This is a genomic window from Paenibacillus sp. CMM36, assembly GCF_053570945.1.
The window spans coordinates 1-25,556 of sequence record NZ_JBSEDY010000004.1; the positions used below are offsets into that span (position 1 = coordinate 1).

At 44.4% G+C, this 25,556-nt stretch carries 26 protein-coding genes; 3 read left to right on the top strand and 23 right to left on the bottom strand.

The window, feature by feature from the left end:
• Window positions 1–174 precede the first annotated feature (174 nt).
• The 19 genes from ACWA2B_RS09550 to metH all read right to left on the bottom strand — a co-directional run bounded on the left by ACWA2B_RS09550 (window position 175) and on the right by metH (window position 20,939).
• Window positions 175–1,164 (bottom strand): hypothetical protein, encoded by a 990-nt coding sequence (locus tag ACWA2B_RS09550; protein WP_449291966.1) that lies wholly within the window; start codon window positions 1,162–1,164, stop codon window positions 175–177.
• Entirely contained in the window at window positions 1,151–1,705 is a 555-nt protein-coding gene (locus tag ACWA2B_RS09555; protein WP_449291967.1) for a hypothetical protein, read from the bottom strand. Before ACWA2B_RS09555 ends, ACWA2B_RS09550 begins: the two co-directional genes overlap by 14 nt.
• Before the next feature lies 1 nt (window position 1,706).
• Window positions 1,707–2,102 carry a hypothetical protein gene (locus ACWA2B_RS09560; RefSeq protein ID WP_029517431.1) on the bottom strand — a complete coding sequence of 132 codons (396 nt, stop codon included), beginning with the start codon at window positions 2,100–2,102 and terminating at the stop codon, window positions 1,707–1,709.
• A gap of 40 nt (window positions 2,103–2,142) precedes the next feature.
• A complete protein-coding gene (locus ACWA2B_RS09565) occupies window positions 2,143–2,622 on the bottom strand; it encodes a hypothetical protein (RefSeq protein WP_023988985.1) in 480 nt (159 codons plus the stop codon).
• Window positions 2,623–2,672: 50 nt separating this feature from the next.
• Window positions 2,673–4,757 (bottom strand): hypothetical protein, encoded by a 2,085-nt coding sequence (locus ACWA2B_RS09570; protein ID WP_449291968.1) that lies wholly within the window; start codon window positions 4,755–4,757, stop codon window positions 2,673–2,675.
• On the bottom strand, window positions 4,747–6,582 hold the full coding sequence (locus tag ACWA2B_RS09575; RefSeq protein WP_069011706.1) for an ATPase, T2SS/T4P/T4SS family: 1,836 nt from the start codon (window positions 6,580–6,582) through the stop codon (window positions 4,747–4,749). Before ACWA2B_RS09575 ends, ACWA2B_RS09570 begins: the two co-directional genes overlap by 11 nt.
• On the bottom strand, window positions 6,583–7,440 hold the full coding sequence (locus ACWA2B_RS09580; RefSeq protein ID WP_449291969.1) for a hypothetical protein: 858 nt from the start codon (window positions 7,438–7,440) through the stop codon (window positions 6,583–6,585).
• Window positions 7,437–8,150, bottom strand: coding sequence for a hypothetical protein (locus tag ACWA2B_RS09585; protein WP_341039423.1), 714 nt, complete (start codon window positions 8,148–8,150; stop codon window positions 7,437–7,439). Before ACWA2B_RS09585 ends, ACWA2B_RS09580 begins: the two co-directional genes overlap by 4 nt.
• A gap of 22 nt (window positions 8,151–8,172) precedes the next feature.
• The gene (locus ACWA2B_RS09590; RefSeq protein WP_449291970.1) at window positions 8,173–9,159 is read right to left on the bottom strand and encodes an SAF domain-containing protein; all 987 of its coding nucleotides are present in this window, start codon (window positions 9,157–9,159) and stop codon (window positions 8,173–8,175) included.
• Between the two features lie 42 nt (window positions 9,160–9,201).
• Window positions 9,202–10,695, bottom strand: a complete 1,494-nt coding sequence (locus tag ACWA2B_RS09595; RefSeq protein WP_449292239.1) for a protein kinase domain-containing protein — start codon at window positions 10,693–10,695, stop codon at window positions 9,202–9,204.
• 179 nt (window positions 10,696–10,874) lie between these two features.
• Entirely contained in the window at window positions 10,875–11,933 is a 1,059-nt protein-coding gene (locus ACWA2B_RS09600; protein WP_029517423.1) for an SAM-dependent methyltransferase, read from the bottom strand.
• A gap of 22 nt (window positions 11,934–11,955) precedes the next feature.
• Complete coding sequence (locus ACWA2B_RS09605; protein ID WP_029517422.1) at window positions 11,956–12,729, bottom strand: ABC transporter ATP-binding protein; 774 nt, start codon at window positions 12,727–12,729, stop codon at window positions 11,956–11,958.
• The gene (locus ACWA2B_RS09610) at window positions 12,726–13,040 is read right to left on the bottom strand and encodes a thioredoxin family protein (RefSeq protein ID WP_029517421.1); all 315 of its coding nucleotides are present in this window, start codon (window positions 13,038–13,040) and stop codon (window positions 12,726–12,728) included. The genes ACWA2B_RS09605 and ACWA2B_RS09610 overlap by 4 nt, the downstream gene beginning before the upstream one ends.
• The gene (locus ACWA2B_RS09615; protein ID WP_029517420.1) at window positions 13,037–13,375 is read right to left on the bottom strand and encodes a cyclic-phosphate processing receiver domain-containing protein; all 339 of its coding nucleotides are present in this window, start codon (window positions 13,373–13,375) and stop codon (window positions 13,037–13,039) included. The genes ACWA2B_RS09610 and ACWA2B_RS09615 overlap by 4 nt, the downstream gene beginning before the upstream one ends.
• Window positions 13,376–13,446: 71 nt before the next feature.
• Entirely contained in the window at window positions 13,447–14,295 is an 849-nt protein-coding gene (locus ACWA2B_RS09620) for a deoxyribonuclease IV (RefSeq protein WP_185156338.1), read from the bottom strand.
• Window positions 14,285–15,103 (bottom strand): Fpg/Nei family DNA glycosylase, encoded by an 819-nt coding sequence (locus tag ACWA2B_RS09625; protein WP_025724124.1) that lies wholly within the window; start codon window positions 15,101–15,103, stop codon window positions 14,285–14,287. The genes ACWA2B_RS09620 and ACWA2B_RS09625 overlap by 11 nt, the downstream gene beginning before the upstream one ends.
• Window positions 15,104–15,176: 73 nt before the next feature.
• A complete protein-coding gene (locus ACWA2B_RS09630) occupies window positions 15,177–16,025 on the bottom strand; it encodes a TIGR01457 family HAD-type hydrolase (protein ID WP_080658623.1) in 849 nt (282 codons plus the stop codon).
• A gap of 464 nt (window positions 16,026–16,489) precedes the next feature.
• Window positions 16,490–17,419, bottom strand: a complete 930-nt coding sequence (gene rnz / locus ACWA2B_RS09635; RefSeq protein WP_029517417.1) for a ribonuclease Z — start codon at window positions 17,417–17,419, stop codon at window positions 16,490–16,492.
• A gap of 79 nt (window positions 17,420–17,498) precedes the next feature.
• Complete coding sequence (gene metH, locus ACWA2B_RS09640) at window positions 17,499–20,939, bottom strand: methionine synthase (RefSeq protein WP_449291971.1); 3,441 nt, start codon at window positions 20,937–20,939, stop codon at window positions 17,499–17,501.
• Window positions 20,940–21,220: 281 nt separating this feature from the next.
• Between metH and ACWA2B_RS09645 the strand changes: the two genes are divergently transcribed.
• Entirely contained in the window at window positions 21,221–21,763 is a 543-nt protein-coding gene (locus tag ACWA2B_RS09645; RefSeq protein ID WP_341070920.1) for a 1,2-dihydroxy-3-keto-5-methylthiopentene dioxygenase, read from the top strand.
• Between the two features lie 99 nt (window positions 21,764–21,862).
• On the opposite strand, the gene ACWA2B_RS09650 is transcribed toward ACWA2B_RS09645, so the two are convergent.
• From ACWA2B_RS09650 to ACWA2B_RS09665, 4 genes are all read right to left on the bottom strand, one after another.
• Window positions 21,863–22,657 carry an HAD family hydrolase gene (locus ACWA2B_RS09650; protein ID WP_029517414.1) on the bottom strand — a complete coding sequence of 265 codons (795 nt, stop codon included), beginning with the start codon at window positions 22,655–22,657 and terminating at the stop codon, window positions 21,863–21,865.
• Between the two features lie 155 nt (window positions 22,658–22,812).
• A complete protein-coding gene (locus ACWA2B_RS09655) occupies window positions 22,813–23,322 on the bottom strand; it encodes a hypothetical protein (RefSeq protein WP_025724118.1) in 510 nt (169 codons plus the stop codon).
• 120 nt (window positions 23,323–23,442) lie between these two features.
• On the bottom strand, window positions 23,443–23,649 hold the full coding sequence (locus ACWA2B_RS09660) for a DUF896 domain-containing protein (RefSeq protein WP_029517413.1): 207 nt from the start codon (window positions 23,647–23,649) through the stop codon (window positions 23,443–23,445).
• Between the two features lie 108 nt (window positions 23,650–23,757).
• Window positions 23,758–24,126, bottom strand: a complete 369-nt coding sequence (locus ACWA2B_RS09665) for a LysM peptidoglycan-binding domain-containing protein (protein WP_039271343.1) — start codon at window positions 24,124–24,126, stop codon at window positions 23,758–23,760.
• 186 nt (window positions 24,127–24,312) lie between these two features.
• Between ACWA2B_RS09665 and lexA the strand changes: the two genes are divergently transcribed.
• On the top strand, window positions 24,313–24,939 hold the full coding sequence (lexA, locus tag ACWA2B_RS09670) for a transcriptional repressor LexA (protein ID WP_013310545.1): 627 nt from the start codon (window positions 24,313–24,315) through the stop codon (window positions 24,937–24,939).
• 283 nt (window positions 24,940–25,222) lie between these two features.
• Complete coding sequence (locus ACWA2B_RS09675; RefSeq protein WP_449291972.1) at window positions 25,223–25,525, top strand: hypothetical protein; 303 nt, start codon at window positions 25,223–25,225, stop codon at window positions 25,523–25,525.
• Window positions 25,526–25,556 lie beyond the last annotated feature (31 nt).

The following is a 25,556-nucleotide window of genomic DNA, read 5'->3' on the forward strand; positions in this document are numbered from 1 at the left end:
GAAACAAATTCGTAGGATTGTTGTTTTTCGCGGTTGGAGCGTAGCATATCAACACCATCCGTTCTACAATAGTTACCTATATTATACAACATTAACGCGGTGTCGTCTTAAACAAAATTAACATAAAATAGGCTGTCGAGACTTTCTCGACAGCCTGACCACCCATGAGGGTGATTATTTTAAGCCATTATAACATTTGTACTCAAAGTAACCCGCAGCTGCTGCAGATTTTTCATCCGTGAAACGTTCACTCGCTTTAAAGGGAGCTGGACATGAATCTCTATAAAAATACTTTATTCCAGTATCTGGTTCTATGCCACCGATAATGTCTTGCTTTCTAACGACTCTCCCACCACCAAATCCATAGTTATTGTAATACCTGTCTCCAACCGGAATGCCTTGGATAAACGCGATCAGCCCCACATCATCTACCGTGTTGTACCACTCCTCTTGCGGAATGATCGGTAGCGTGAACGAATAAGTTATGCCGTTACGCGCTGCTTTTTCGTTATGGACATTAATAATTCGCGCCAAGTCCTCTTGAACGATGCGAACAATGGTGGAACGACGTATTTGCTCAAAAGTTTCTGAATTATTCAGCAAAGATATAGCGGTCTGATCCTGAAGTTCCTTTTGAAAGCCTTCTACCCACCTGTGATTTCGAGTATCGTATGCGTGCACATAATTATCCAAGGTGAACCCCACACTGTTGCCTACTGAATCAACATAGGCATATGGCTTTTTTTCGCTCCATTTGTGGCCAATAGCAGCTTGTCCATGCTCGTCTGTATAGGCTTCTGAGGTAAACGCATAATAACCGTCATAATCCAGAATTACAATAGCCGGTATGTAATCCAATAATGCACGTTGTGCTACTATATCCCCATCAATGCCTACATTAAGAAAAAGGGTGTGCAGGAACGTGTTCAGCGCTGCTTCTTTATCTACCCGAAAAAACTTATCCGATCCGTATCCGGCCTCGCGTTCCTGACGTTCATTCTGTGAGAGCACAACCCCTGCATCCTGAACTGCGGTACGGAGAGCCGACGTATATTTCATTTCTAACTGCTGCACTTCACGCTGATTCTGCACCCGTAAGTCACTAACTACACCAAAGGGCAAAAACAAAAGTATAAATATGACCGCAAAATCAGTAATCTTCATTCAGAACCATGCCCCCGTAAGAAGCTGTAACTGCCGGCTTGCCGCTACCTGCCCCACCAAGAAGCCATGATTTGTACAAGTCCGCAGGAGTCCGATTCGTATTATGTACCCGGACCGTAAAATAATCCCCGGCCATCAAGGTATACCGACGTGTCTGATCTGATTTTGGCTGCTGATTGTCAGGAAACAGTACAGGCAAGATTTGCGGATTATAGTACCCATCATATACAGTTTCATAATTGCCCAGAAAACTGTCTGGCTTCGCGGCATCTGCATAGTCCGGTACATACTTTTTGTGCATATGCTCCAAGTCAACTTCGTACGTATTGCCTGTCAATTCCAGATCACGCATAAAATCGTTATACATCGTCGGTGTAATGTAACCCTTGGTTCTTACCATATCAACAAAACGTACAGTTGCATGATATGTATTTAACCCGGATATATCATCCTGCCGTTCAGCAGCTTGAGCTGCGGGTACGATGTACAAAAGCAATACAGCGAGCAGCGCCCCCAACAGCTTCGATATTGTTTGAACCACTTCAGTCTTCCCCCAATTTCTCAAAACGTACAGATGTTATGTCCCCATTCCCATTACGCTGGGGGTACATGGAATATAATGAGGAAGCATCCAGGGTCGATACATCAGGCTCAAACGGTTCAGAAAATACATCATACTCTGTCCCGTCGACTTGAATCGAAATCCCCTCCTGTAAGTTCATGCGAATTGCCTGTATGACCTGAGTTCCTTTAATCCGCTCCGGCAACCCCACCCCAGCAGTACGGGCTATTCGCCCTTCAGAATGCTCCTCTTGCTGTGATCTTAATTCCAGTGCACCATCCAGCTGGCTGGACAAGTCTGCTGCCGTTACACATGCGGTTATGAACAGAATAACTGACACACCAAGCCGCAGCATACTTGAAGCGTGATCAGACATACTCTCATCCCCTTTATGATTATTATCTCTGCTGTAGTGCTTAGGACTGGGTAAACAACAACCCACGTACCACGTTCGATTTGTCTTTGACGATTTCAGCTTTAAATTTACCACTCGGATTTACGTATTCATTCTCTTTCTCATTAAGTGTATTCGTGATTTTACCTGTCTTATCACTGCCACCATTCACGGCGCCATACTGTTCACTGTCTGGGCTAATGTTCAGAGCATTACCGTACCACTGGCCTGCCATATTTTTGCCGGTTTTAATCTGAATGCCGAATTGGTCCTTCCCCTGAAACTTCCGCAGCGCATTGGTCACCTGGGAACCGCTAATCGTTGTGCCGTCATATACCGTAAAAGAGGCTTGAGACAATTCGGTCTGAATATCAGCAAAATTATTTTGTGCCGTTTTAGTCGCCTCCTGGGCTGAAATAAATAGTATAACTACAATCGTAATTAGAGCGATGGTCAAAAATATCCCAGCGGCTACCTTTAAAGCTGTTGATGCGTTATTCATTATTTTTCTCCCCTAGCTTGTTATTTTGTATTAGTCATAGGTTAACTTTCTTACTGAATTTTTTGTATTTGTTCATAATAGTTATCCATTTGAACAAAGCTCATGCCGATCAACGGAATCACCAAATATAAAAAGATAAGACCATACATCGGGGCAAAACCAATCATCCTTCCCCAGATAGCCTTACTGTCTATTATTTTTTCATACTCCTGTTTTCTTTGTTCGAAATAGTAGGACATATGGGATTCCAAATCATCAAAGGCCTCTCGAATCGTAATTTTACCTAAAGACAAATGAAGCTTATCCACGAGACGTTGAAATTCCGGCAAAGGCGCTTCTTCTTTTAGCAAGTCGAGAGCTGCCTCTGGCCCATGTTCATAATGAAGCAAACATTTTTGCAGAGGTCTTTTGAATATAACTGAAAATCTGTTCAGCCACTCCAATATTTCCTCGACAGACATTCGTTCCATAACCCGTAAAATGGAAATAACTGTTTGAAATTGATACACCTCATGCCTCATATCCAACCGACGCATTTTTCGTTGCAAATATAATAAAAGCATAGGCATTTGATAGGCTGCGTACCCAACAATCAAACTAATCAGCACTTCCCACCACTTGATGTATTCATCATTCCAATCTTTTAGCTTTTGGAGGATACGCCAAGTATTTGTGGATAACTGTTCAGGAGTAGCAGTTCCATTAGCATTATGCTCTAAAACAGCGTACGTATGTTCGTATGTGCTGTTCGACCTCATGTTCAGCGAATGCATGATTTTGCGATCAATCTCACTCTGCTTCAAAGCTTCTTTTTGCTCCACCGGACTTAAACGTCCAAACATTTGACCCGATTGCACTGGTGCGTGAAGGATATGCGTTCTCTCAGCTTCATGTAAAAAAAATATCGTACTGATACTGAGCACCAATCCTATGATACAAAGAGCCATTCTGCGTATGTAGAGCCACTCCAGCCTAATCTCCGCACCACTTTCCTTTAATAGGCGGGTTATTTGAAAATAAGAAGACATATTCTGACGCGGAATTAAAGAATCCACCACATTACGAATGATAGGAAAACGGTATAGCTTCTGCTCCCAAACCCTCCGTCCTCTACCCGCACGATATCCTGTCTCGTCGGTCTGTTGTAGCTTCTGTAATAGGAAATAAGATACGATTATCACAATATAAACGGATAATTTTGTGATATAACCCAATTTTCCCTGATAAAACTCATCCATGGAGGGAAAGCTGGATCTCGCCCATGTCTCGATTGGGATGGTAAAGAAAACAGGTGCTAGTGCGATCACGTTTAGACTTTTTAACAGATAGTCCAGTTTATTTCTTCGCAGCAACTCCAACTGGATTTCGCGTGCGAGACTGCCGAGCCCCTTCAAGTAAATGGAGCCACCCTCCTCAACCCGATCACCAAACTCCATTACCATATACGAGATACCGGCAAAAGCTTTTAAAAATCGATTAGGAGCCGATTCATAGTATCTTTCCAATGCTTCGTGCGGATCAACATCTGTTAGCGCCTCATGGATGAGTCGTGCGTGTCTTCCGGCCTCTGCCTCCGCCAAATCGGCCGCTTCGGATATAGCTTCCTCCACCATACCGTGCTGATGGTAATAGTGACGCACATTGGCGAATAATTCGATCATCTGTGCAAGTAGCCTTTTTTCCATCCGGCTAATGGCCATATCCAAAATAAGACTGTTGATTACCACTCCGCATAAAACGGCTAATATAGCAAACTCTATTCCTGGCTTCATCATGACCAGCACAACACCACTGCAAGCAAAAGCTCCCCAGATGAACAGTGTCATCTTCATCGTCTGTAGGCGAAGCTTGTACTCATCGTAGGCATGCTGACCAGCTAGTCGCTTACGTATACTCGTGATGTATCCGGACAAGAAAGGGACCTTCATACACAGCGTGTACAACTTATGCAGTAAGGCTTGTAGCTCACGTTGCAGTACCGCTTTTCCCTTGCGACCTTCCTTCACAGAATAAATTCGTCCTGTGCGAACTGCATGACTACTGCGCTTACGCAACCCCCATAAAGCTATATATAGAAGCGTAAAGCCCCCACCTGATATAAGTAAAATCCATAATAAAATTTCTTTAAGACTCATAGTCTTCCTCCCAATAGCGGGTCAAAAAACTGCGGAAATCTCTGGCATCATTTACATTCATCTGCTCACACATTTCTTGTACATTTTTGGCTGTTAAGGGCTCCATCGGTATATAGCTTCCGTTCTGATATTCCATAACGTGGCGATAACTGTAGCTCGTTGAAGCATTGGAGCCTGCATCCGTATGATCCGGGTCACGCGGCACACATTCTGTGATCCGTTCGATGTAGCGTCGCCCTTCCGCATCACGTTTGAGATGCACATCAAAGTTAATGACATGAACTACCTGTTCCTCAGCAATGCCTTCATGCTGAAATACTCCTGTTTTGAGCAATGAATTACGAAGTGAAAACACGAGATCACGAAATGTTTTGGCATGATGAGTAAAAATGGTGAACAGACTGGCAACCTGCGACATTTGAATCATCCAAGCAGCTACTTCATCACTTGCTACTTCGCCTAGAATATTGACGGTTCCATCTGTTTTTTTCTGTAAGTCAAGCCCTTGTTGTCCTGAAATATGATCCGTTTCTCGAAAGCTAAGAATGTTACGGCGACTGTAGATGCTGCGTAGATGCAGTTCAAAAGCCATTTCCTGAACGCGAAGCGTATACGAAGCATAAATGTGCTTGACCATCGCCATTAACAACGTCGTCTTACCTGAGCCCTGCGCGCCTGTGATAGCAGTAATCCGGCTGCCTTTCATTAAATAAGAAAGTAGCTGGATTGGAAAATCAGCATTTTGTCCCTTAATTAACTGTTCCAGCGATGCGCTTTGAATATCAAATTTACGGACAAAGAAAGCCCACGATTCTGAGAAAGGAGGTCGTACCACCACTACCCGTGACCCATCCTTCATTTCATTGACCTTATAACCATTTGCTTCGGAAAGCTGTCCCGGGTAATTGTATTTGTAAATATTTTGGCACACCCTTTTAAGTTCACGCTCAGATCCGAAGGAAAGGAACGAAAGATGGATCGTTTTACCTTTATAAAAAATCCATACGCTCTCATAACTATTGGCAGTAGGCATAGTTGTTTGTTCAAATACATACCCATCGGAAGGCCAGTCTGATGATGCAGGAATCCCACCTTCCGGCATACCACTGACGCCCCCACTTACACCGTCGATCCGCTGGTCACGAATATCATCAATGACGGAAAAGCCTTTATAATGCTGATAAATCCGCTGGACAATAATATCCACCTTCTCCAAAAAGGAAAGGGGCCGGTACTCACAATCATAGATATAACGAATGTCCTCTGCGGTAACGAGATAACTTCCATCTTCTTCACCTTGCTGTGAATATCTCATTTCGGCCAAGTCATAAGTATCCAGTAAACGTGATAGTGCATCAGCGCCAAACTTCTGCTGGTATTGGTAAAATATAATTTCGAATTGATCCTGTATGCTAAACAACTCAGGTCTGGAGAATGGCATAACAGTATCGACGATTTTCTCGTTCAAGCCGTAACCGTGAATCAGAAGCTCAGCCATCAGATTTTTAACAAAACGTTTATCTCCACTGCTACCATTGGCACAGTCCTTTAATGCCCTGCGTAGTTCCGCCCTTTGATGGATACGCCGTCTATATTCCTCTTCATGCAATCCGGCATCCGCCATCTGGCTATGACTTAGTTCATGAAGTGCATTTTTGATATACTCTATTAATGTTTCGAATGTGGCATCTTCATTCTTTTTTTCTACTCGAAGGGTTGAATGTCGCGAGTGAAAATTCCCTCGATATTTAACAATAATCAGTACGATGCACATCAATACTATACAGGTAAGAATCAATCCGTTGATCATTTGAGCGGACAGCATTTAAGCGCCCCTCTCCAAAGCCTTGAGCCGAAGATCGGACTCTGCCGCCTCCAGAATAGCTTTGCTGATATGACGTATACTCTGCGCCCATCCTACAGTCATAAAAAGCTTGCGAGGCTGCCCTTTTCCACTTCGTACCTCACGCTGCACATGGCCGATCACATCCCTGCGGTTCCATGCGTCCATAAATCCGGTGTTATAAGGGACTGTATACAGAGCACCTTTGTAGCCATATCTCCTGCGAATATTCGCTTCATTCACTTGAGAATGCACATCATATTTTCCAAGTACTATTAATAAGGGTAACGATGAGTAGGTAGATAACGGAGACACGGATTCAAAATAAGCGTCTAACTCTCGCATATTCTGAGTGAGTGAAAGAACAGCCAGTTTGGCTCGTGCACATGCTTCATGCTGTACAGCCCCCCATCCTGCTCCACTTCCTGCATCAATTAGCGTTAAATCATAATATTGGTTCGCTGTATCTATTACTGCCCGTACAAGCCCTGGAGACAGTAACGGCGGTGCAGCTCCAAAGCTGGAGGTTCCCTCAAGTACATCCAAAGTATGTTCGAGTACAGGTGTCGTATAATTACAAATATTTTCTTTAGACAGTGTCCCTCGCAGAACTAAACGTGCGGCAGCATCCCAGCCCCCTTCCTGAAGCTGTAGGGTTGGATCATCCATACCATACTCTTGTATAGGTAATCCTGATTCAATACCGGTATGTCTACGACCCAAATGAGTCAATAATAGTCTTCCTCTATATAGATTGCCTATGGTAATTGCTATTGCTGCCGCCAAAGAGCTACTTCCACTAGCCCCCTTAATGGGGCTCCAAAACAAAATGGTACTCATGCTCTACTCCTTTCCGCACGCTTTAGCGCACGACGAATCACCTTTAATTCCCAACTCATCCATTCCCCAATACAACGGCATAGTTCTTTCTTATACATTCTGGATAGCGGTTTTAGTATTAGCTGTTTTTTATGCTCATTTTCCAGTTTCAGAGCAAGCAACCCCTCATCCCATGGCAGTATATATGGCTCTCGCTGCCAAGATGCCGGGAAATGGTTCATGTATTCCCACAGATACGGCTCCTCCAGACCACAATCCACGGCCTGTAAAAATAGCTTGTGAAATACAAGATCTTTGGGAAATTCAGATTGACTGAATAAATGCTGAAGCCAATTCTGTCCGTTATGCATTAGCATGCGGCTATAATCACTGACCCAAACTCGCAGTTCTGCCCTTTTCCAAACAGAAATTGGACAAAAATCAAGTAACTCTACATCTAAAATAACAATGTCATAAACCTGCTCTGCCTTCTGATCAGCCGTCATACCTATATGCAGGTCTTCCCATGCTGTAAATCCAATTGCTACATCAAAACCACTAAACTGCGTAATGGGAAGTGGTTTGTCAAGCATCCCTATGCTATACCGATACCGTCCCCGCAGCGTAGCATCTACAAGCAGTACTCGTTGGCCGGAAGCTGCTAATATGCTGCTGATGTATAACAAGGTATCGCTTTTGTCACAAAGCCCGGCAAATATCCATGTTTTCATACTTCCGTTCCTTTTCTCTCATTTATTTGGCATACGGGTCAGAGCTTCCACCCTGCGTCAGAATCTTTGTTTGTTCTTGATGATCCTGCTCATTCTCATATTCATTTCTTGTAACATCAATCCCGCTTGTTGGGTTTTCTATAGTAGCACCCGCATGTTGAGCTGCAATTTCCTCACTCAGACTTCTTTCCACGGGTGTTGAAATTACACTGTTTGATGAACTAATTGCATTTTCAAGGGAATCCCGCAGCTGCTTAGACAGCTTTTGTTCAGCAATGTGTATCAAATTCGGATCACTATTCATTAACGCTAACACCTGCGCGTTAGGTGGATAGGTCGGGATTGCCTTAGGCTGAAATTGGGGATCAACATACGTCAGAGCATAAATGGATGCTTTATGCAGATAGGCATCAACAATCGCGCTCGAAAGCGATAATATTTCCTGCTCATTCAAAGTAACCCAGACAATTGGACCTTCCAGTCGGGAAATCTTCTTTTTGGATAATAGAATGTAATCCTGACCTGTTGGAAATTGTATGCGGATATCTACTTCGTCCCCCGACTTTAGACTGTTGGGTAGTACCACCACCTTTAGCTCACGGTTGCGTAAATCTTTAGGTGTGGGTTCATCAGCAGTAATCATAGACGATGTAAGCACAGATCCTTTTTTAAGCTCAATCTTGGCTGTGGTTCCGGAAACTTCACTTTTATCTGCCAGCAAATTTGATGGAGCCTGAGAACCGGGAACTTTAATTCCCTTCAAATCATTAGATGCAATCTGTTCACCTGGAGAAATATCACGGACAACCGCCCAGCCTTTTTTCGCGGTTCGTTGCTCTTGTTCATACACTTTCCATTTCAGTTCTGCCTCTACCTCAGCCTGTTTCCTGACCTCATTCATTTGATGGATATTAACCATAAGGTAGCCGGCAAAGATAATGCCCACAATCCCAGCGCCAATGCAACCGGCATACAGTTTTTGTTTACTGCTCTTTCTTAGCTTGGACACACAACTTCTCCCCTGCCTCTTTTTGATATATACCTTTTCTATTTAGCGCCGTCGCTTAAGGAATGCGAAGCGTCTTCTCCGGGTGTCTGGAATAACTCCGCGAAACAGCTCGTCCAGCACCTGATCCATCTCATCATCCCGTTCGAAGGGGTCTGAGTGGAACGGTAGAGCAAATACTTTATCGTGATCCAGCTCCTTACGAAGCCTGCGAACCGCCTCCGAAGTTGCCAATGGCAAGCAGTAATTCCATTTGTGCTGTGGGTGGCGCTGAAGAGATCGGGCTAGCCCTGCTATATCCTGAACCCTCCATTCGGCCCCTGAGCCAACGACGAGCGGATAATCGGCTCTCAAGAATTCTTCCAGACGTTCATTATCCTGCCCACTCCCCAGGTCCAGTACGATAAATCTGTAAGAACCACCCAACAAAGAAATGACATCCGCACGCGATGTTTGTCGCCAGTAATGTACTCCATCGACTTCAAAACGCCGACTTGAACTCATTTGTCCAACGGATGTGCCTTCTACGACTTCTTGAAGTCGGGCAAATGCTTTGGCTGTGCTGTGCAGCTCAACCAAAGCTACGGAGCGGGATCTTCGAGCCAGATAGTGGCTCACCATAATTGCTGTATGCGTAGCACCGGAGCCGGCAGAGACACCCAGTACAGCCACTACCCTTGTACCTGCATAATCCATTGAGGCATCATTAACGGATATTCCTTGTTGAGCAGGTTGAAAATCAGCACTGCGACGCAGTTCTCCAATGACCTCCCCGGCGGATTGAAATCGTTCCTTAGGATTCTCACGCAGCAGTTTTCGAATTACTGGAATCAAATGACGAGACAATTCCCCGCGTATATATCCTTCTACTCCCGCAGTCCACTCGCTATATTTGCCTCCTGTACAGAGATACAATAGCAGCGCTCCCAAACTGTATAAGTCTGAACGAGCATCCGTCTGACCTGCTCCATATTGCTCCGGGGCAGCGAAGCCCACTGTGCCCAGCTTTACCGTATCTTGATCCAGCTCAGCCTTGTAGCTCCTCGCTATTCCAAAATCAATCAGTATAAATTCCATTTCCGGTGTCAGCATAATATTCGTTGGTTTCAGATCCCGGTAAATGACTGGTGGTTGACGGGTATGCAAATAATCCAACACATCCAGTACCTGCAAAGCGAATGGGACGATTTGCTCCTGTGGAATATAGCCTTGGTAACCCTTCATATATGCTTCCAGCGTAATTCCTTCGATGTAATCCATAACCAGGTATACCGCACCAGATGGGGGATGCTCAAAAAAATCAACAATTCTTGGTAAACGTGGATGGCTTAGTGAAATCAGCATCTCTGCCTCCGTGCGTACAAGCTTCATCACTTGTGGCTCGGCAACCGACTCCTTCACTGCCCATTGCTTGCCTGGCAGTTTTAAATCCTCTGCCATGAACACGCGGCTCATTCCTCCCGAACCCAATGTGCGCACAATACGGTAACGCTCACCAACAATTGATCCGAATTCCAACTGTGATGGTTGCTTCATTATTCTCCTACCTCCTTTCTTAAGCAAACAACGCAAAAAAGGGAAAGCTGCCGCAAAATCAAATTTCCATGTCGCCATGAAAACCGTTTCGCGGGATGCTTTCCCTTGATTTAAACATCATTATTATTTTTAAGGAACAATTTGGATTTATTATATAGCACACCTGTATCTATTGTAAAGTGTTATTTTCCATACTTAATCATGTACAGGGTAATCTCATCTCGATTATGGAATAGCTGCTTAGCTCGCTGAATCTGCATGCCGGACTCCTCAAATGAAGCAATTACATCATGAATGAGCGCCAAGGGCTTTTTATGCATTAGCTTGACCGTAACGATAGCAGTACCACCACTTCGCAAACTATATAGTAAATCAGTAACAAGCCTTGCCATTTGCTTAGGACTCCAGCTCATATCACAAACCAGCAGATCGAACGAATTCTCTTTAAATTTGACTTCACTTGCATTTTTACGCAAAAAAGTCAGATTGGCGTACTTCATCAGTGATGGCTCCATCTTTGCCGGATCAACCGCAGTAACTTTCAGTCCCCGCTCCAGTAAGAAGGAAGTCCATCCACCCGGTGCTGCCCCAATATCCAGTCCCTGATGGAAAGCGCCAAAATCTATGCCGAACGTTACTTCTGCTTCCAATAGCTTGAATTTGGCACGGGAAATTTGTCCGTCTTCTTTCTGAAAACGAACCGCACCTCCGCTCCAATCCGATAGGTTGTCCTCAGGACGTGATACACCTGCATACCACGTATCTGTATCTGCAAAAACGGACACAATAACATCGGCGCCTTGTACTGTTTGCTCCATAGGTAGATCACTTAATTGTTCACTCAAAGCCTGCTTAAGTGCACCTGCGCTTTCAGTCCAGCTGCTATTAGATCCTTTGCGCACCTGTAAAGAAACACGTTGATCCATCAGTTCCTTGCGGTTACGGATGAATGCAACCAGACGCTCCTGCACCTGAACCAGATCCGTTCCTTCTTCCTGAAAATGAACAGGAAACAAGTGACGTAAAAACATCGGCGGCTGACCTGTAATTGTCCTCACTGTCTCAATTTCTTCCGCAGGTAATGTAGCCAGAAAAATTTCACCAGGTAAAAGCATCGTACTTTTCACAGAGCCAAATATTCTTCTAAGCTCCTCTTGAGCATAGGGTGCAAAACCGTGATTGGCCGTACAAATAAATCTTGATGATGACAAAGTAGATTCACTTTGTTCATCTGTACTCATATATAGTTCCTCCAAAATAACATTACCCTCCAGCGCACACCCGAATCCAGGGACGTTCTCCATCCCAATCCAGCTCAACCGAAACTTCATATGTGTGCATAATCAATTCTTTCGTTAAAACTTCTTTTTTCGGTCCAGCTGCTGCAACCTTACCATCACGAATCAATGCAACATGTGTAAATAGGGGGACAATCTCCTCAATGTGATGAGTCACATAGACCACTGATAAGTCCCGCTTGCGGAGCCGATCAATCTCGACCAGCATTTTTTCCCGCTCAAATAGATCCAACCCAGCACAAGGCTCGTCCATAATTAGCAGACGGGGTTCCGCCATCAGTGAGCGGGCCAACATCACCTTTTTACGTTCTCCTTGAGATAACGTCCCCAGCGGATGATGAATCAAGTCACCTAAATTCATACCCTCCAGCAAAGATATGGCCTTTTCTTTTGCCTCTGTTGGAATTTCCTGATAAAAGCGCAAAAAAGCATACGCACCTGTAGCGACTACTTCCCAAACTGGATCTTTTAGCGCCAGCTTTTCCAATAAGGTCTGACTGATATATCCGATCTGCTTGCGGACCTCCCGCACATCACATTGACCATACATTTGCCCAAGCACTTCAACCGTACCACGACTTGGAAACATATACCCTGTCATCATTTCCAGCAAAGTTGTTTTACCGGAACCATTGCGACCCAGAATAGCCCAATGTTGACCTTCTCGTATATCCAGGCTTACATCGTCCAATATCCGTCTTTCTTCCCGCTGCAACGTAATGCTCTTCATGGATATCATTCCATCACGCTCCTTATTTTGCTCAGCAAGTGTTCTACAGATTCCATTTTGTAGATGATTTCAGGATTATTGTTTTCACCATTATATATAAGAAGCGCGGGAACGCTGGATATCCGGTACTCCTGTACCAGTTCAGGAATATAGTTAATGTTGCTCTGCACCACTGCTCCTTCGGGGAGCAAATGCTCTGCTACCTCCAGCATCTTACGGGCAGCCGCGCATGTTCCGCACATGGGAGTGTACACAAACAAAGCCAGCTTGCATCCCTCCCATATGGCACGGCGCGCGTCTTTTTGTCCGATCTCTTTCATTGTTCAGACCCTTTTCTGATCTCTCGCATACGCTCCTCGGGTATGGGCCCATTATGCACGGTGACTCCCTCTGGCTTATTCGCATAGAGCAGCTCATACATGGCTCGCCGCCCCTCTGGACTGGAGGAATGCAAGTAAATTTCACGCGGATATAACCGTTTCCCTGCGATAGCAGCAGCCACATCTTTTCCCGTGGGTTGACCTGAACCCAAATCATAATCTAGCGATAGTATCGTAATAGGATATTCATGAAGCAGCAGCAGACACTCTTCCGCATCTCTTGCCAGCTTAAAGCCCGGAGGACAAGGCCGATAATCGTCCATAAACAAATACATCAACTTCTCCTCCTTTTCCCATATATGCAAGCTCACATGCCTCAAAGATAGTTATTATCAATCAGATTGATTTACTCCCAGCTTAGAATCATTTGAATATCCTCCTGATGTGTTCCATCAGGTCCCGTCTCACTCTCCAAAACGATAGGAATGCCTCTTACAGCCTCCTGATCTGTCATCCAGCGCATGCCCTCAGTACCAATGTAACCTTGCCCCACACGAGCGTGTCTGTCTTTTTTAGAGCCATACGGGTATTTAGAATCGTTCAAGTGAACTCCGCATAGAGCTGACCAATAGCCGAGACGGTTTCCTTTATCAATCAAAGCCTCGTCCATTCCACCGTTCCACAATCCTGCTGCATACGCATGACAAGTGTCCAAGCAAAAGCCGATACTGTCAGGATACCGGCACAACTGACGGATTTGCACCATTTCCTCAAGCGTGGTTCCCATAGGTCCATGATCCCCCGCCTGATTTTCAATCAATATTTTAGCATTTCCCTGCCAGCCTTCCAGCACATCATTAAAACAGTTAATGATGTTACGATAGCCCTCTAGAGGGTCTAACGAATGCATGTGACCAAAATGAACGACAATCCCTTTTGACCCACAGGCTTCAGCAATATCCAGATCATTGCGTAATGAAGCAATCGTCAGCTCATAAAGTTCCTGACCACGCTCAGACCCATGAGCCGGATTAACGGGATATGGCGAATGAGCAATGGATTGAAGCTGGTGCTCTACACAGTAAGCGTTGCAAGCAGCAGCATCAGTAGCACTCCATTCCTTCAGTCTCAGACTACGAGGATTTTTCGGGAAATATTGAAATGAACGCCCCTCCTGCTCTCGCGCACGCATAGCGGCTTTGAAAAAGCCACCACGCGTACTCACATGGGAGCCGATGAGCAATTTAGGCATCATGCTGCTGTACCGGGCAATAAAATGCTTTTTTCCCCGCCAGTTCAACCCTTACAATTTTTCCGCCACTTGGAGATTCTTCTCCTTCGCGGTCATATACTCGACACTGATGATCAAATCCACCTGTTAGCGTGTCTCCCTCCATTAGAGGCATTTCCATGTACCCGCCTTCCGCAGTAGCTTCACGTAGTACGGATTGAGTGGCATGGTATAGCTTTTCCACTTTTTCTGGCGACTGCACAATGTTTTGTACTTTGGAACCCGGTGTAAATCCGGCGATATAAGCAATTTCGTCCGAATAACAATTGCCAATACCTGAAAAAATCTGCTGATTCACCAGTGTTGTTTTTAAAATCCCCCGGCGTCCCTTCAGCCGTGCTGTAAACTTTTCCAACGTCATGCGGCGGTCTAACGGGTCAGGTCCCAGGTCTGACAAAGCCTCCTCTGTTTCTTTAGCCGTCAGCAAGTGCAGATAACCTAAGCGCAGTCCGATAAAATAAAGCTTTACTCCACTAAAATCTAATTCGATCTGAACTGTACGATCTGGACGCTGCTCCTCCGTTCCCAGAAATAACAGCCCTCCCAACATCAGATGAAGTACGAGCCTCCCGCCCGTGTTTAAATGAAAAATCAAATGCTTGCCTCGACGCTCTAAATATACAACGGTCGTTCCGAGCAATTGCTTCTCAAACGTTTCCACTTCAGTATTAATGGACTTTTCACGGCTAACCGTCACTCCAGTAATCGGAATGTCCAAAATTTGTTTGGATAATAAGATTCTGTAGTTTTCCATTTCAGGAAGTTCCGGCATTTCAACATCTTTCCTTTCGTAGCTACATAGCTTTTAATGCTCGCAAGTTTTCTAAAACATATACTTTTTTCTATTATTTCAGCTCTTCTTTCATCCAGTCCTGCAATTCAGCGAGATTTTCAAACATCAGGTCAGGTTTTACTCCAACGGTACGCACATGTTCGTCCATATTAGCGCGGGTCGTCACGCCCGACAGGATCAGAGCTGTTTTACAACCTGCTGCTGCACCTGCCGCAATATCTGTAAGCATATTATCGCCCACAACCAGAGCTTCATCCGCCCTAATGTTTAAGCGGTTCAGTGCATAATTCATCAATACGCTTGAAGGCTTACCGATGACAATAGGCTTTACCTGTGAAGCCGCTTCAATTGCTGCTCCAATCGTACCTGCTCCTGGCGTTAGCCCATCATGTGAAGGCAATTGGAGATCCGGGTTTGTCAAAATAAAAGTGGCTCCTTCCCGAATCCAACGCATGGCAGCGGCCAGCGCATCATATGTAAATTGACGATCTATCCCCTGCACCACATAATCAGGATGGTTTTCAACAAGCTGCAAACCGGCTCCTGTGAGTGCATCACGTAATCCTGTCTCACCAATACAATATACACGAGCTCCAGGACTTTGCTGTGCTACATATTGTGCAGCTGCTAACGCCGAAGTATATACTTCATGGCTGGCCGCTTTAATTCCCATACCAACCAAATGCTCAGCCACCGATTCGGGTGTGCGTGAAGCATTGTTTGTAACATAAGCATAAGGTATCTGGTCTGTACGCAATCGGGATATGAACAGATCCGCACCCTTGATCATCCGATTTCCATGATAAAGGGTTCCATCCAGATCAATTAGTAACGATTTTATCGCAATCCCCTCCCCCACTTCAAATCCATTCACATCATAGCATTGAAAATTATAATTCATCCTATGAACGATGTTCTCCTTCTTATTTAACCACCTTAATGATTCAGGTTATAAAATAATCGGCTGTCTCCATTCATCCCATCTATCTTAAGTCAAAAATGCTTATGAAGTCCATGAATTGCTGGTAAACCGTGCAAAATAGCGCCATTCCTCGCTAAAAGCCGTCGCTTTCACATGACATAAGTTCACATCTTCGTCGAAATCCATCGAAGGCGCTATTTCCTCAAAGGAAATCTTCTGTATTTCCTGATCATGCTCAAGACATAAAATCCTTTAAATTCGATATATAGAAACGCGAATATGACATACCTCCATATGTGGTAGAACAAATTCATCCCCACCACCGTGTACGGGTTCTCATCTCTTGTCGCATCCTGCGCTTTCCCGGAAAATAATTTCGGTGAAAAACAAAGGCACCGGAGCAAGCCCCGGTACCCATGCACATATCTTTCTCCAATCGTTTATTAACCGATATCGGGTACCGGTAACAACACATGCTGCTCCGCAAGCAATGAATTGGGAAATATGCTTCGCGCTTCCTCCAGCAATGGCTGAAGCTGCTCCTGATCTTTATACCTAGAACTAAAATGTGTCATGATTAGCTGACCCGCACCTGCGGCTTTTGCAGCCTCCGCTGCCTGAAGCGCCGTACTATGATGATACTCGTACGCTGTATCTGCCAGTTCATGCAGAAAAGTGGCTTCATGAACGACGACAGTTGCATCTTGAGCCAGCACTACCGTATTCGGGCAAGGTCTCGTATCCCCCAAAATCGTGATGATACGCCCCTTTTTCGGCGAACCCAAAACATCCTGAGGGTGCAAAATAACTCCACCCTCTACCTCCACGCTTTCCCCACGCTTTAACTTACCGTACACCGGGCCGGGCTTGATTCCATATCGCTCCAACAGTTCTTGGTTAAGCTTACCGGGCTTATCCATCTCTACAACTCGGTAGCCATAGCTGTCGATCCGATGATCCAGCAAAGCTGACTCCACCCGGAATTGACCGTCATCAAACAGAACCCCACCCGTATGCTCCACAATATGTAGTTGGTAATTGATACGCGATTGGCTGATCCCTAAAGATAGCTCGATATATTGCTGGATTCCAGGTGGTCCATATACCGTCAGTGGTGTCGTTCCCCCCTGGTACGCTCTGCTCGACAGCAGCCCCGGCAGACCAAAAAGATGATCCCCATGCAAATGGGTGATAAATATTTTTTCAAGTCTGCTTAGTTTGAGCGGCGAACGCAATACCTCTTGTTGAGTGCCTTCACCGCAGTCGAACAGCCACATGCTTCTTCGTTCTTCCAGCAAACGAAGAGCGATGGACGTTACATTTCGCTGAATCGTAGGCACCCCTGCATTTGTACCGAGAAAATAAAATTCCATAACATTAACCTTCTTCCTGCTGACCAGCAAAAAACCTCCGAAGCTCGGAGGGTATTTGCTATCCCATCTGATAAAGGTGTTAAACCTTTTCGACGTTAAAATACTGCGCCTGAGGGTGGCTGAACACCATGGCTGATACAGAAGCCTCCGGTTCCATCATAAACCCTTCCGTCAGCTCAACGCCAATATCCTCAGGTTTTAACAACTGGAACAACGGCCCCTGTTCCTCCAGATCTGGACATGCAGGGTAGCCAAAGGATACCCGAATGCCTTGATATCTGGCACCGTGCCGCTGTTTCATTGTCATATCGGCAGGGTCCGGGAAACCCCAGCTATCCCTGATAATATGGTGAAGCCGTTCCGCTAACCCTTCTGCTACTTCGAGTGCTACCGCTTGAAGTGCATGCGAGCGCAGATAATCCCCTTTATCTTTCCACTGGGTAGATATCTGCTGAATCCCATGACCAGCTGTAACGACCATGAAACCCACATAGTCCATAACTCCGGATTCCACTGATTTCAAGAAATCAGCCAGACACAGATAAGGCTCTACCTGCTGGCGCGGAAATGTAAATGTGTGCAGTACCTTGCTCACATCCGACGGATCATAGATCAGAATTTGATTCCCTTGCGACTGCGCTGGAAAGAAACGATACATGGCATGTGCCTGGATGATTCCGTCTGTCACAGCTTCAAACATGATGCTGTCCACGGTTTCCTTCAACTGAATCGCTTTCGGATCTTCCGAAGCCAGCAGCTGCTCAACATTGCCTTTTAAACCAAGATGATGCCCCATTAGCATCTGCATATTCACGTAAGGCAAAATATAATTCAGTGGATAGTTACGCAGTACATGGCGATCCGTATCTGGTGGAATATAGACGGGCAGATCCTGAGCAATGTTAGAGCGTACAGCTCGAGTGAGTTTAGGGAGCGGCTTGGCTTCCACGACGATTGCCGCTTCAGCTTCTCGCTCAGCCTCCATCTCCTCGGCCATTTTTTTACGGGACTCAGGATTCATAAGCTTATTGGCAATATCTAGGCCATCCATAGCATCCTTTGCATAGGCAACCAGACCATCATACTCAGGACGGATACGATTTTTAGTGAACTTACGTGTTAAAGCAGCTCCACCCACCATTATTGGAATATCAATATTCGCATTTTTCAAATCCTGTGCGGTCAGCACCATTTGTTGTGCCGATTTAACAAGCAACCCGGATAAGCCAATCATGTCGGCCTTTTCTTCACGGTAAGCCTCAATAATGCGTTCTGGTGGTACTTTTATACCCAGATTCACAATATGGTAACCATTGTTGGATAGAATAATCTCCACCAGATTCTTACCAATGTCATGCACATCACCTTTGACTGTAGCCAACAAAATCTTACCTTTTACTGAGGATTCATTCTTCTCCATGAACGGCTCTAAATAAGCCACGGACGCCTTCATCACTTCAGCGCTTTGCAGCACCTCTGCTACAATCAATTCGTTATTGTTAAACAGTCGTCCTACTTCCTCCATCCCCTTCATCAGCGGGCCGTTAATAATCTCCAGCGAAGAATATTTCACAAGCGCTTGCTCCAGATCCGGAATGAGTCCCTCCTTACTTCCCTCCACTACGTAGGAAGCCAGTCTTTCTTCGAGCGAAAGGTTTGATATCTTTTCTTTTTTCTCCACTTTCTTGTTACGAAAAGCTGCTACAAAAGCGGATAAAGTATCGTCATTTGTTTTATAGATCAAGTCTTCCGCAAGTTTCCGCTCATGCTCTGGAATGGATGCATAACGCTCAAGCTTCTCAGTGTTTACAATCGCATAGTCCAGACCTGCTTTGGTACATTCATATAAGTAGACGGAATTGAGCACTTCACGACCCGCTTCCGGCAAACCAAAAGAAACGTTACTGATGCCCAAGATAGTATGCACTCCGGGAAGCGCCTCTTTAATAATGCGAATACCCTCAATCGTTTCCTTAGCTGAACCGATATATTGCTCATCACCTGTTCCTACTGGAAATACAAGCGTATCAAAAATTAGATCCTCCGCTGCCAAACCGTAACGGTTCACCAACAGATCATAAGAACGTTTAGCTACCTCAAGCTTATCCTCACGTGAAATAGCCTGTCCGCGTTCATCAATCGTACCAACAACAACAGCGGCGCCGTACTTATGAATAAGAGGAGCCATGTTCTCAAATTTCTCTTCACCATCCTCCAGATTAATGGAGTTAATAATCGCCTTACCTTGCGAATATTGAAGTGCTTTATCAATGACTTTAATATCCGTTGTATCTATCACCAAAGGTACTTTTACCTTGTTTACAACCAGTTTCAAAAACGCTTCCATATCCGTCATTTCATCGCGGTCCGGGTCCTGCACACAAATATCAATGACATGCGCTCCGCTTTTTACCTGAGCACGGGCAATTTCAGACGCCTCTTCATATTTGCCTTCCACAATCAAACGCTTGAATTTGCGGGAGCCCAGAACATTTGTTCGCTCACCAACCATATACGGACGATTGTCCTGTTCAATATATACAGGCTCAATGCCTGATACGGCAGGGGGATGATGACCTACCAGCGGACGCGGCTCAAACTGCGCCATACTTTCACTCATAACTCGAATATGCTCAGGCGTGGTACCACAACATCCCCCAGCAATATTCAGCCAGCCTTTTTCAGCGAAAGCAGTCATTTTACGTGCTAATGAATCAGGCGATTCATGGTATTGACCATTTTCGTCGGGCAAGCCCGCATTTGGATAACAGCTAATAGCTGCAGAGGACATTTCAGACAGAGAGCGAATATGATCACGCATAAACTCTGGACCTGTAGCACAATTCAACCCAATTGAAATTGGATGCAAGTGTTCCAGTGATATGCAAAAGGATTCGATATTTTGTCCGGCCAACGTCGTTCCCATGGGCTCAATCGTGCCTGAAATCATTAGTGGAAGCTCGATACCTGTCTGCTCAAAAGCCTGCCGAATTCCGATGCTTCCAGCCTTGACGTTAAGCGTATCCTGTGAGGTTTCCAAAAGGAGTACATCCACGCCGCCTTCAATAAGCGCCAAGGCCTGCTCTTGATAGCTGTCAATCAACTCAGCAAATGTAACACCACCTGTGACAGACAAGGTTTTCGTGGTTGGGCCCATAGCTCCTACTACAAAGCGAGGCTTGTCCGCAGTGCTGTATTTATCCACCGCGTTACGCGCCAGTTTGGCCGCCACCAGATTAATTTCACGGGCACGTTCCGGTATATCGTAATCCGCCAAAACGACGGATGTTGCTCCAAATGTATTCGTTTCAATTAGATCTGCCCCAGCCTTCAAGTAGGCTTCATGAATCCCTTGAATGACATCTGGTCTCGTTAAGACCAGCATTTCATTACAGCCCTCCAGCTCTTCCCCACCAAAATCATCGGGGGAAAGGTCTTCCTGTTGAATCATGGTGCCCATGGCCCCATCAAGAAGGAGTATTCTTCGTTGTAATGCATCCTGCAAGCTAACTTTATCCAAATTTCTTCACCCCCGCAAAACGTTAAATCCTAGTTTAGCAGAAACCGTATCATTTAGATAGATTGAAGTAAAAACATACGTTTTATACAGGTTGTTCTTTGTAAAAACGACTTCTCTTATCCATTTTTATAGTTTGTAGCATTATTAAACGTACTTAACCCTGCATCCTTTAGCTATGTTCATTTGCATTATAAAATGTTGAAATCCTGTATTGTACAACGTTTCAAGACATGGTATTCTTTATATAACATTAATCCAAGTGGAAAAGAGGGGATAAATACATGGCCGAAATCTTAATACGTAATACGAATGAAAGAATTAGCGGTGAAGAACAAGTACGTGAATTTCTGGAGAGTCACGAGATATTGTATGAACATTGGGATGCTTCCAAATTGTCCGGGGAGCTGCAAGAGAACTTTACCTTAACAGATGATCAAAAGGCCGCTGTTCTCAAAACATTTGAACCCGAAATCAAGGATTTAGCCGCACGTCGCGGATATAAAATATGGGACGTTATCACTCTATCTGAAGCAACGCCGAATTTGGACGAGTTGCTGGCCAAGTTTGAGCAAATTCACACCCATACCGAGGATGAAATCCGTGCCATTATCGCTGGTAAAGGCATCTTTATTATTAAAGGACCTGAAGAGATCGACTATTTTAACGTAGAGCTTTCACCGGGGGACGTTATCTCCGTACCCGAAAATATACCTCACTTCTTCACTTTAATGGAGAATCAAAAGATCGTAGCAGTCCGCTTGTTCATTGAAGAAAATGGCTGGATTGCGGAACCGTTCGAAGATCCAACCTTCATTAAAGCATAATTACGAATTTATCCTTGTGTAAATAAAAAACTCCCTCTGCTCTGTGACAATCGAGCGAAGGGAGTTTTCTTAATACTCGTTTCTAAAGGTGTAGATTTCTTACTTTAACGACTGAATAATTCCATCCAATTCAGACAGATGCTTGATTTGAAACTTCGGCTTGATCTCTGTGGTATTGGTTTTGGCGTTTCGGTTCACCCACACCGAGTGAACACCTGCTGCCAACGCTCCTTGAATATCAGTCGTCAGCTTATCTCCTACCATTAAAGCATGTTCAGGCTCAATACCAAGAAGCCCCAACGCATGCTGGAATATAGACGGATCCGGCTTGCCTCGACCAAATGAACCTGAAATGACCACATGATCAAAGAAAGGAGCTAATTGAGGAACTCCATCCAGTTTCTCCTGTTGTAAATCAGGGGAACCGTTTGTCAATAATAACAGCTTGTATTGTCCCTTCAATTGTTCTAGAATTTCAAACGTTTCTTCATATACATGGGGACGTGCGCGTCTTTCCGAAGCAAATTGGGTAGCCAGCTTTTCCGCCAACTTCTCATTATCTATCCCTAGTTGCTGGAGTCCTCTGCGCCATGATTCCTTTCGATAAACAGGGGCCAACTGTTCCAATTGACGGAATTCAGGTTGCTCACCCGCTGTAAAATTCGCCCACAATCCTTCAAACGGATTAATGCCGATCATTTGAGTAAAACTAAAGGTTTCATAGGATTCATACAAAGCGCGTGCTTCTTTACGTACGGCTTCCTCCAGAGCTTTTGGATCAACACCTGCTTCACGGGAGCCTGTTTGACACGCTGCATCAAATGCCTCTTCTACACTACGTTCATCCCACAAAAGGGTATCATCAAGATCAAACATTACCGCCTGAATCGTCATCTGAATTATCCACTCTCTTTCCACAGTATATGTACGCCTATTTGCTTGATTAAGCATTTGAATCGTTATGTGTGCCCATATTAAGCAAGCGGCCGCAGCATGTTATATGAAATAACATCATACGGCCTTTGTTACAGAGCTACAGGCTAAATCAGTTATTTCTTGTCAACCTGTATCTGATTGGATAGCGCAAACTTCTCAAGTCGCTCTGCAATGGCATCCGTGTCATAGCGACCTAATGATTTTGTGAAAATGAAATTACCACCCTTACCTTTTCTTTCAACGGTTACGTAACCCTTTTCAATCTTGATGGCTTTCATGTCCCCTGCCGTCATTGGACGTTCTCTACCACCTTTCAGCATATAGAGAGTATCCTTTCCCACTTTCAGATAAGGACGACGGATAAAAAAGATAACAGCCAGCATCAAGTACAGGCCGAATACAAGCCAATCCATCCCTCGCATACCGGTCTTAGTCAAAAAGTAACTCATAAGCATGTACAATACAGAAAGACCAGCCAGCATAATTGGCACAGTAATATTACGGCCACGAAAAATATCCATTGCAGAACCTGCGCCGCTAATGGTTTGAATACCTTGCTTTTTGCGCGATTTATTTAAATGCGCTGTGTTTTTGCGTACTTTTCTTTCAAATGATCGGGCCATCTCTCAATTCCTTCCCAGATATATTACATTAAAACAATTGCCTCAAAGCTGATCTATATAGATACCATGAGAGGTACCTAAAACAAAAGGCAAATTGCAGGCTTGGGCGCTTTAACAACATTAATGCTTCAGCCCGTCATTTCCCTTCGATGTATCATCGTCCACAAATTCAATCGTTTCTAGCTGCTGCCGAAAATTACGACGAATGTTACCTAAATAAATTTCCCGAAGATTGGCACGTTCTGTGGTTTCCTCTTCTGTTAATCCCTCGGATTTTGCTTTGCGCGCTAATTCATTAATGCGCTGTACCAAGCTGTCTATATCCAAATTGTGTCCCCTCCATAAAAGCAAAGATATAATACACTTTGACATGTAGAAAAGAGCTTGTCAAGGCTCCCGCATTACGCTCCCTGACAAGCTCTAATAGTCTATAGATCATAAGTCAGGAAGCTTGAGTACCTGACCTGCCTGCACTCCCCGATCCTCTAAACCGTTAATCCGCACAATTCCTTCTATATATACTCGTGTATCCATTCGTTCCGGTTTATGATTCGCGGCAATCTGCCACAACGTATCCCCAGGTTGTACTGTCAGTTTAGTCACTTCTTCCTTGGAAGCTGAAGGAGCCGCGAAAACCGTAAGTACACCTGCTCCTGCAATCCAAGCAACAATCACTATAATAAGAAGCTTAAGTAAAAGAGTATGGGTAATAATCTGCATAAAACGCGCCCTACCCTCTTTTCGGGTCTCCTGTAAATTTTCTATATTCATTGGAAAAATACTTTGATAGGTGCTATATTTCATCATGGTTGTGTCCTCCAAACGTTTGTTCTTATGTTTTCACAATATAACACGAACGTTTGTTTTGTTCAATAGAAAAGAGAACAAAAGTTCGCAATTTTTTTAGGGATTATTTAGAACTTATGTTTGTACGAACGGAGGTTCTATGCTATAATTTTCCCAAACGTTACTAAATGGGGTTGATACGGTATGTCTAAGATTTCGAGCCGCCAGCAGGCCATTCTTGAATTTATCCGCAATGAAGTGCGTCTAAAGGGATACCCCCCTTCTGTACGCGAAATAGGCGAGGCTGTCGGATTGGCCTCCAGTTCTACGGTTCACGGTCATTTGGATCGCTTAGAGAAAAAAGGACTCATTCGCCGCGATCCTACAAAACCACGGGCTATTGAGTTACTCGGTCAAGACGAATCGGATAACAGCAACTTGATTAATTACTCCATTAGTCGTGTCCCCGTCGTCGGCAAAGTAACCGCTGGTCTTCCTATTACGGCGACAGAAAATATTGAAGATTACTTTCCTCTTCCCCAACACTTTGTTGGTGAGGATAAAATATTCATGTTATCTGTTGTAGGCGAAAGCATGATTGAGGCTGGGATTGCTAACGGAGACTATGTAATCGTACGTCAGCAGCAGACCGCTGATAATGGCGATATTGTTGTAGCTATGACAGATGAAGACGAAGCTACAGTTAAAACCTTCTACAAAGAAAAAGATCATATCCGGCTTCAACCTGAAAATCCAGCCTTTGAACCGCTTCGTCTGACACACGTCAGTATTTTGGGCAAAGTTGTAGGACTCTTCCGGGACTTCCACTGATTTCTCGTTCTTCCTTCCCCGTTATTCTATCCCCTAATACAAAACCGGCTGCCTAGGGCAAGCCGGTTTTGTATTGTTATCATGCTTACTATGTATCTCACAACTATTCTTTCCTTTTAGCAACCTATTCCTATTGTATCTACTATAAAATCAGCCTCATCGTCTCAAATAATCCCCCACTGATCTTGAACAGCTATACTGTTGTGGGCAAAACTAATAGATCTTTCTTTCTTTTAGCTAAATATGGTATATTAATTATTCATAGCCCTGTAGGAGGAATTAAATGAAAAAAATAATAATTTCAGCGTTTGTTATGATATTTATCGTCGTAAGCTGTGCAGTTCCAACAATGGATCATTTGTATGCAGAAGAGAAATCACACATAACAACCTACGATCGTATTCAGTACATACAAATACTCATCCATTTCAGGTATTTAGAAAAGCAACTTGAAGCTGTAATTTCCGAAAGAAATAATTACCCAGAGGCCAGCCAAGAATATAAACAGCTCTCAGAACAACTGAATCATATTCTTGTCCAAGAGGCGTACTACGAAAAAAAACTTAACACCCTTAATAGTAAATAATTTTCATACAAACTGCATATTATCTTTATTC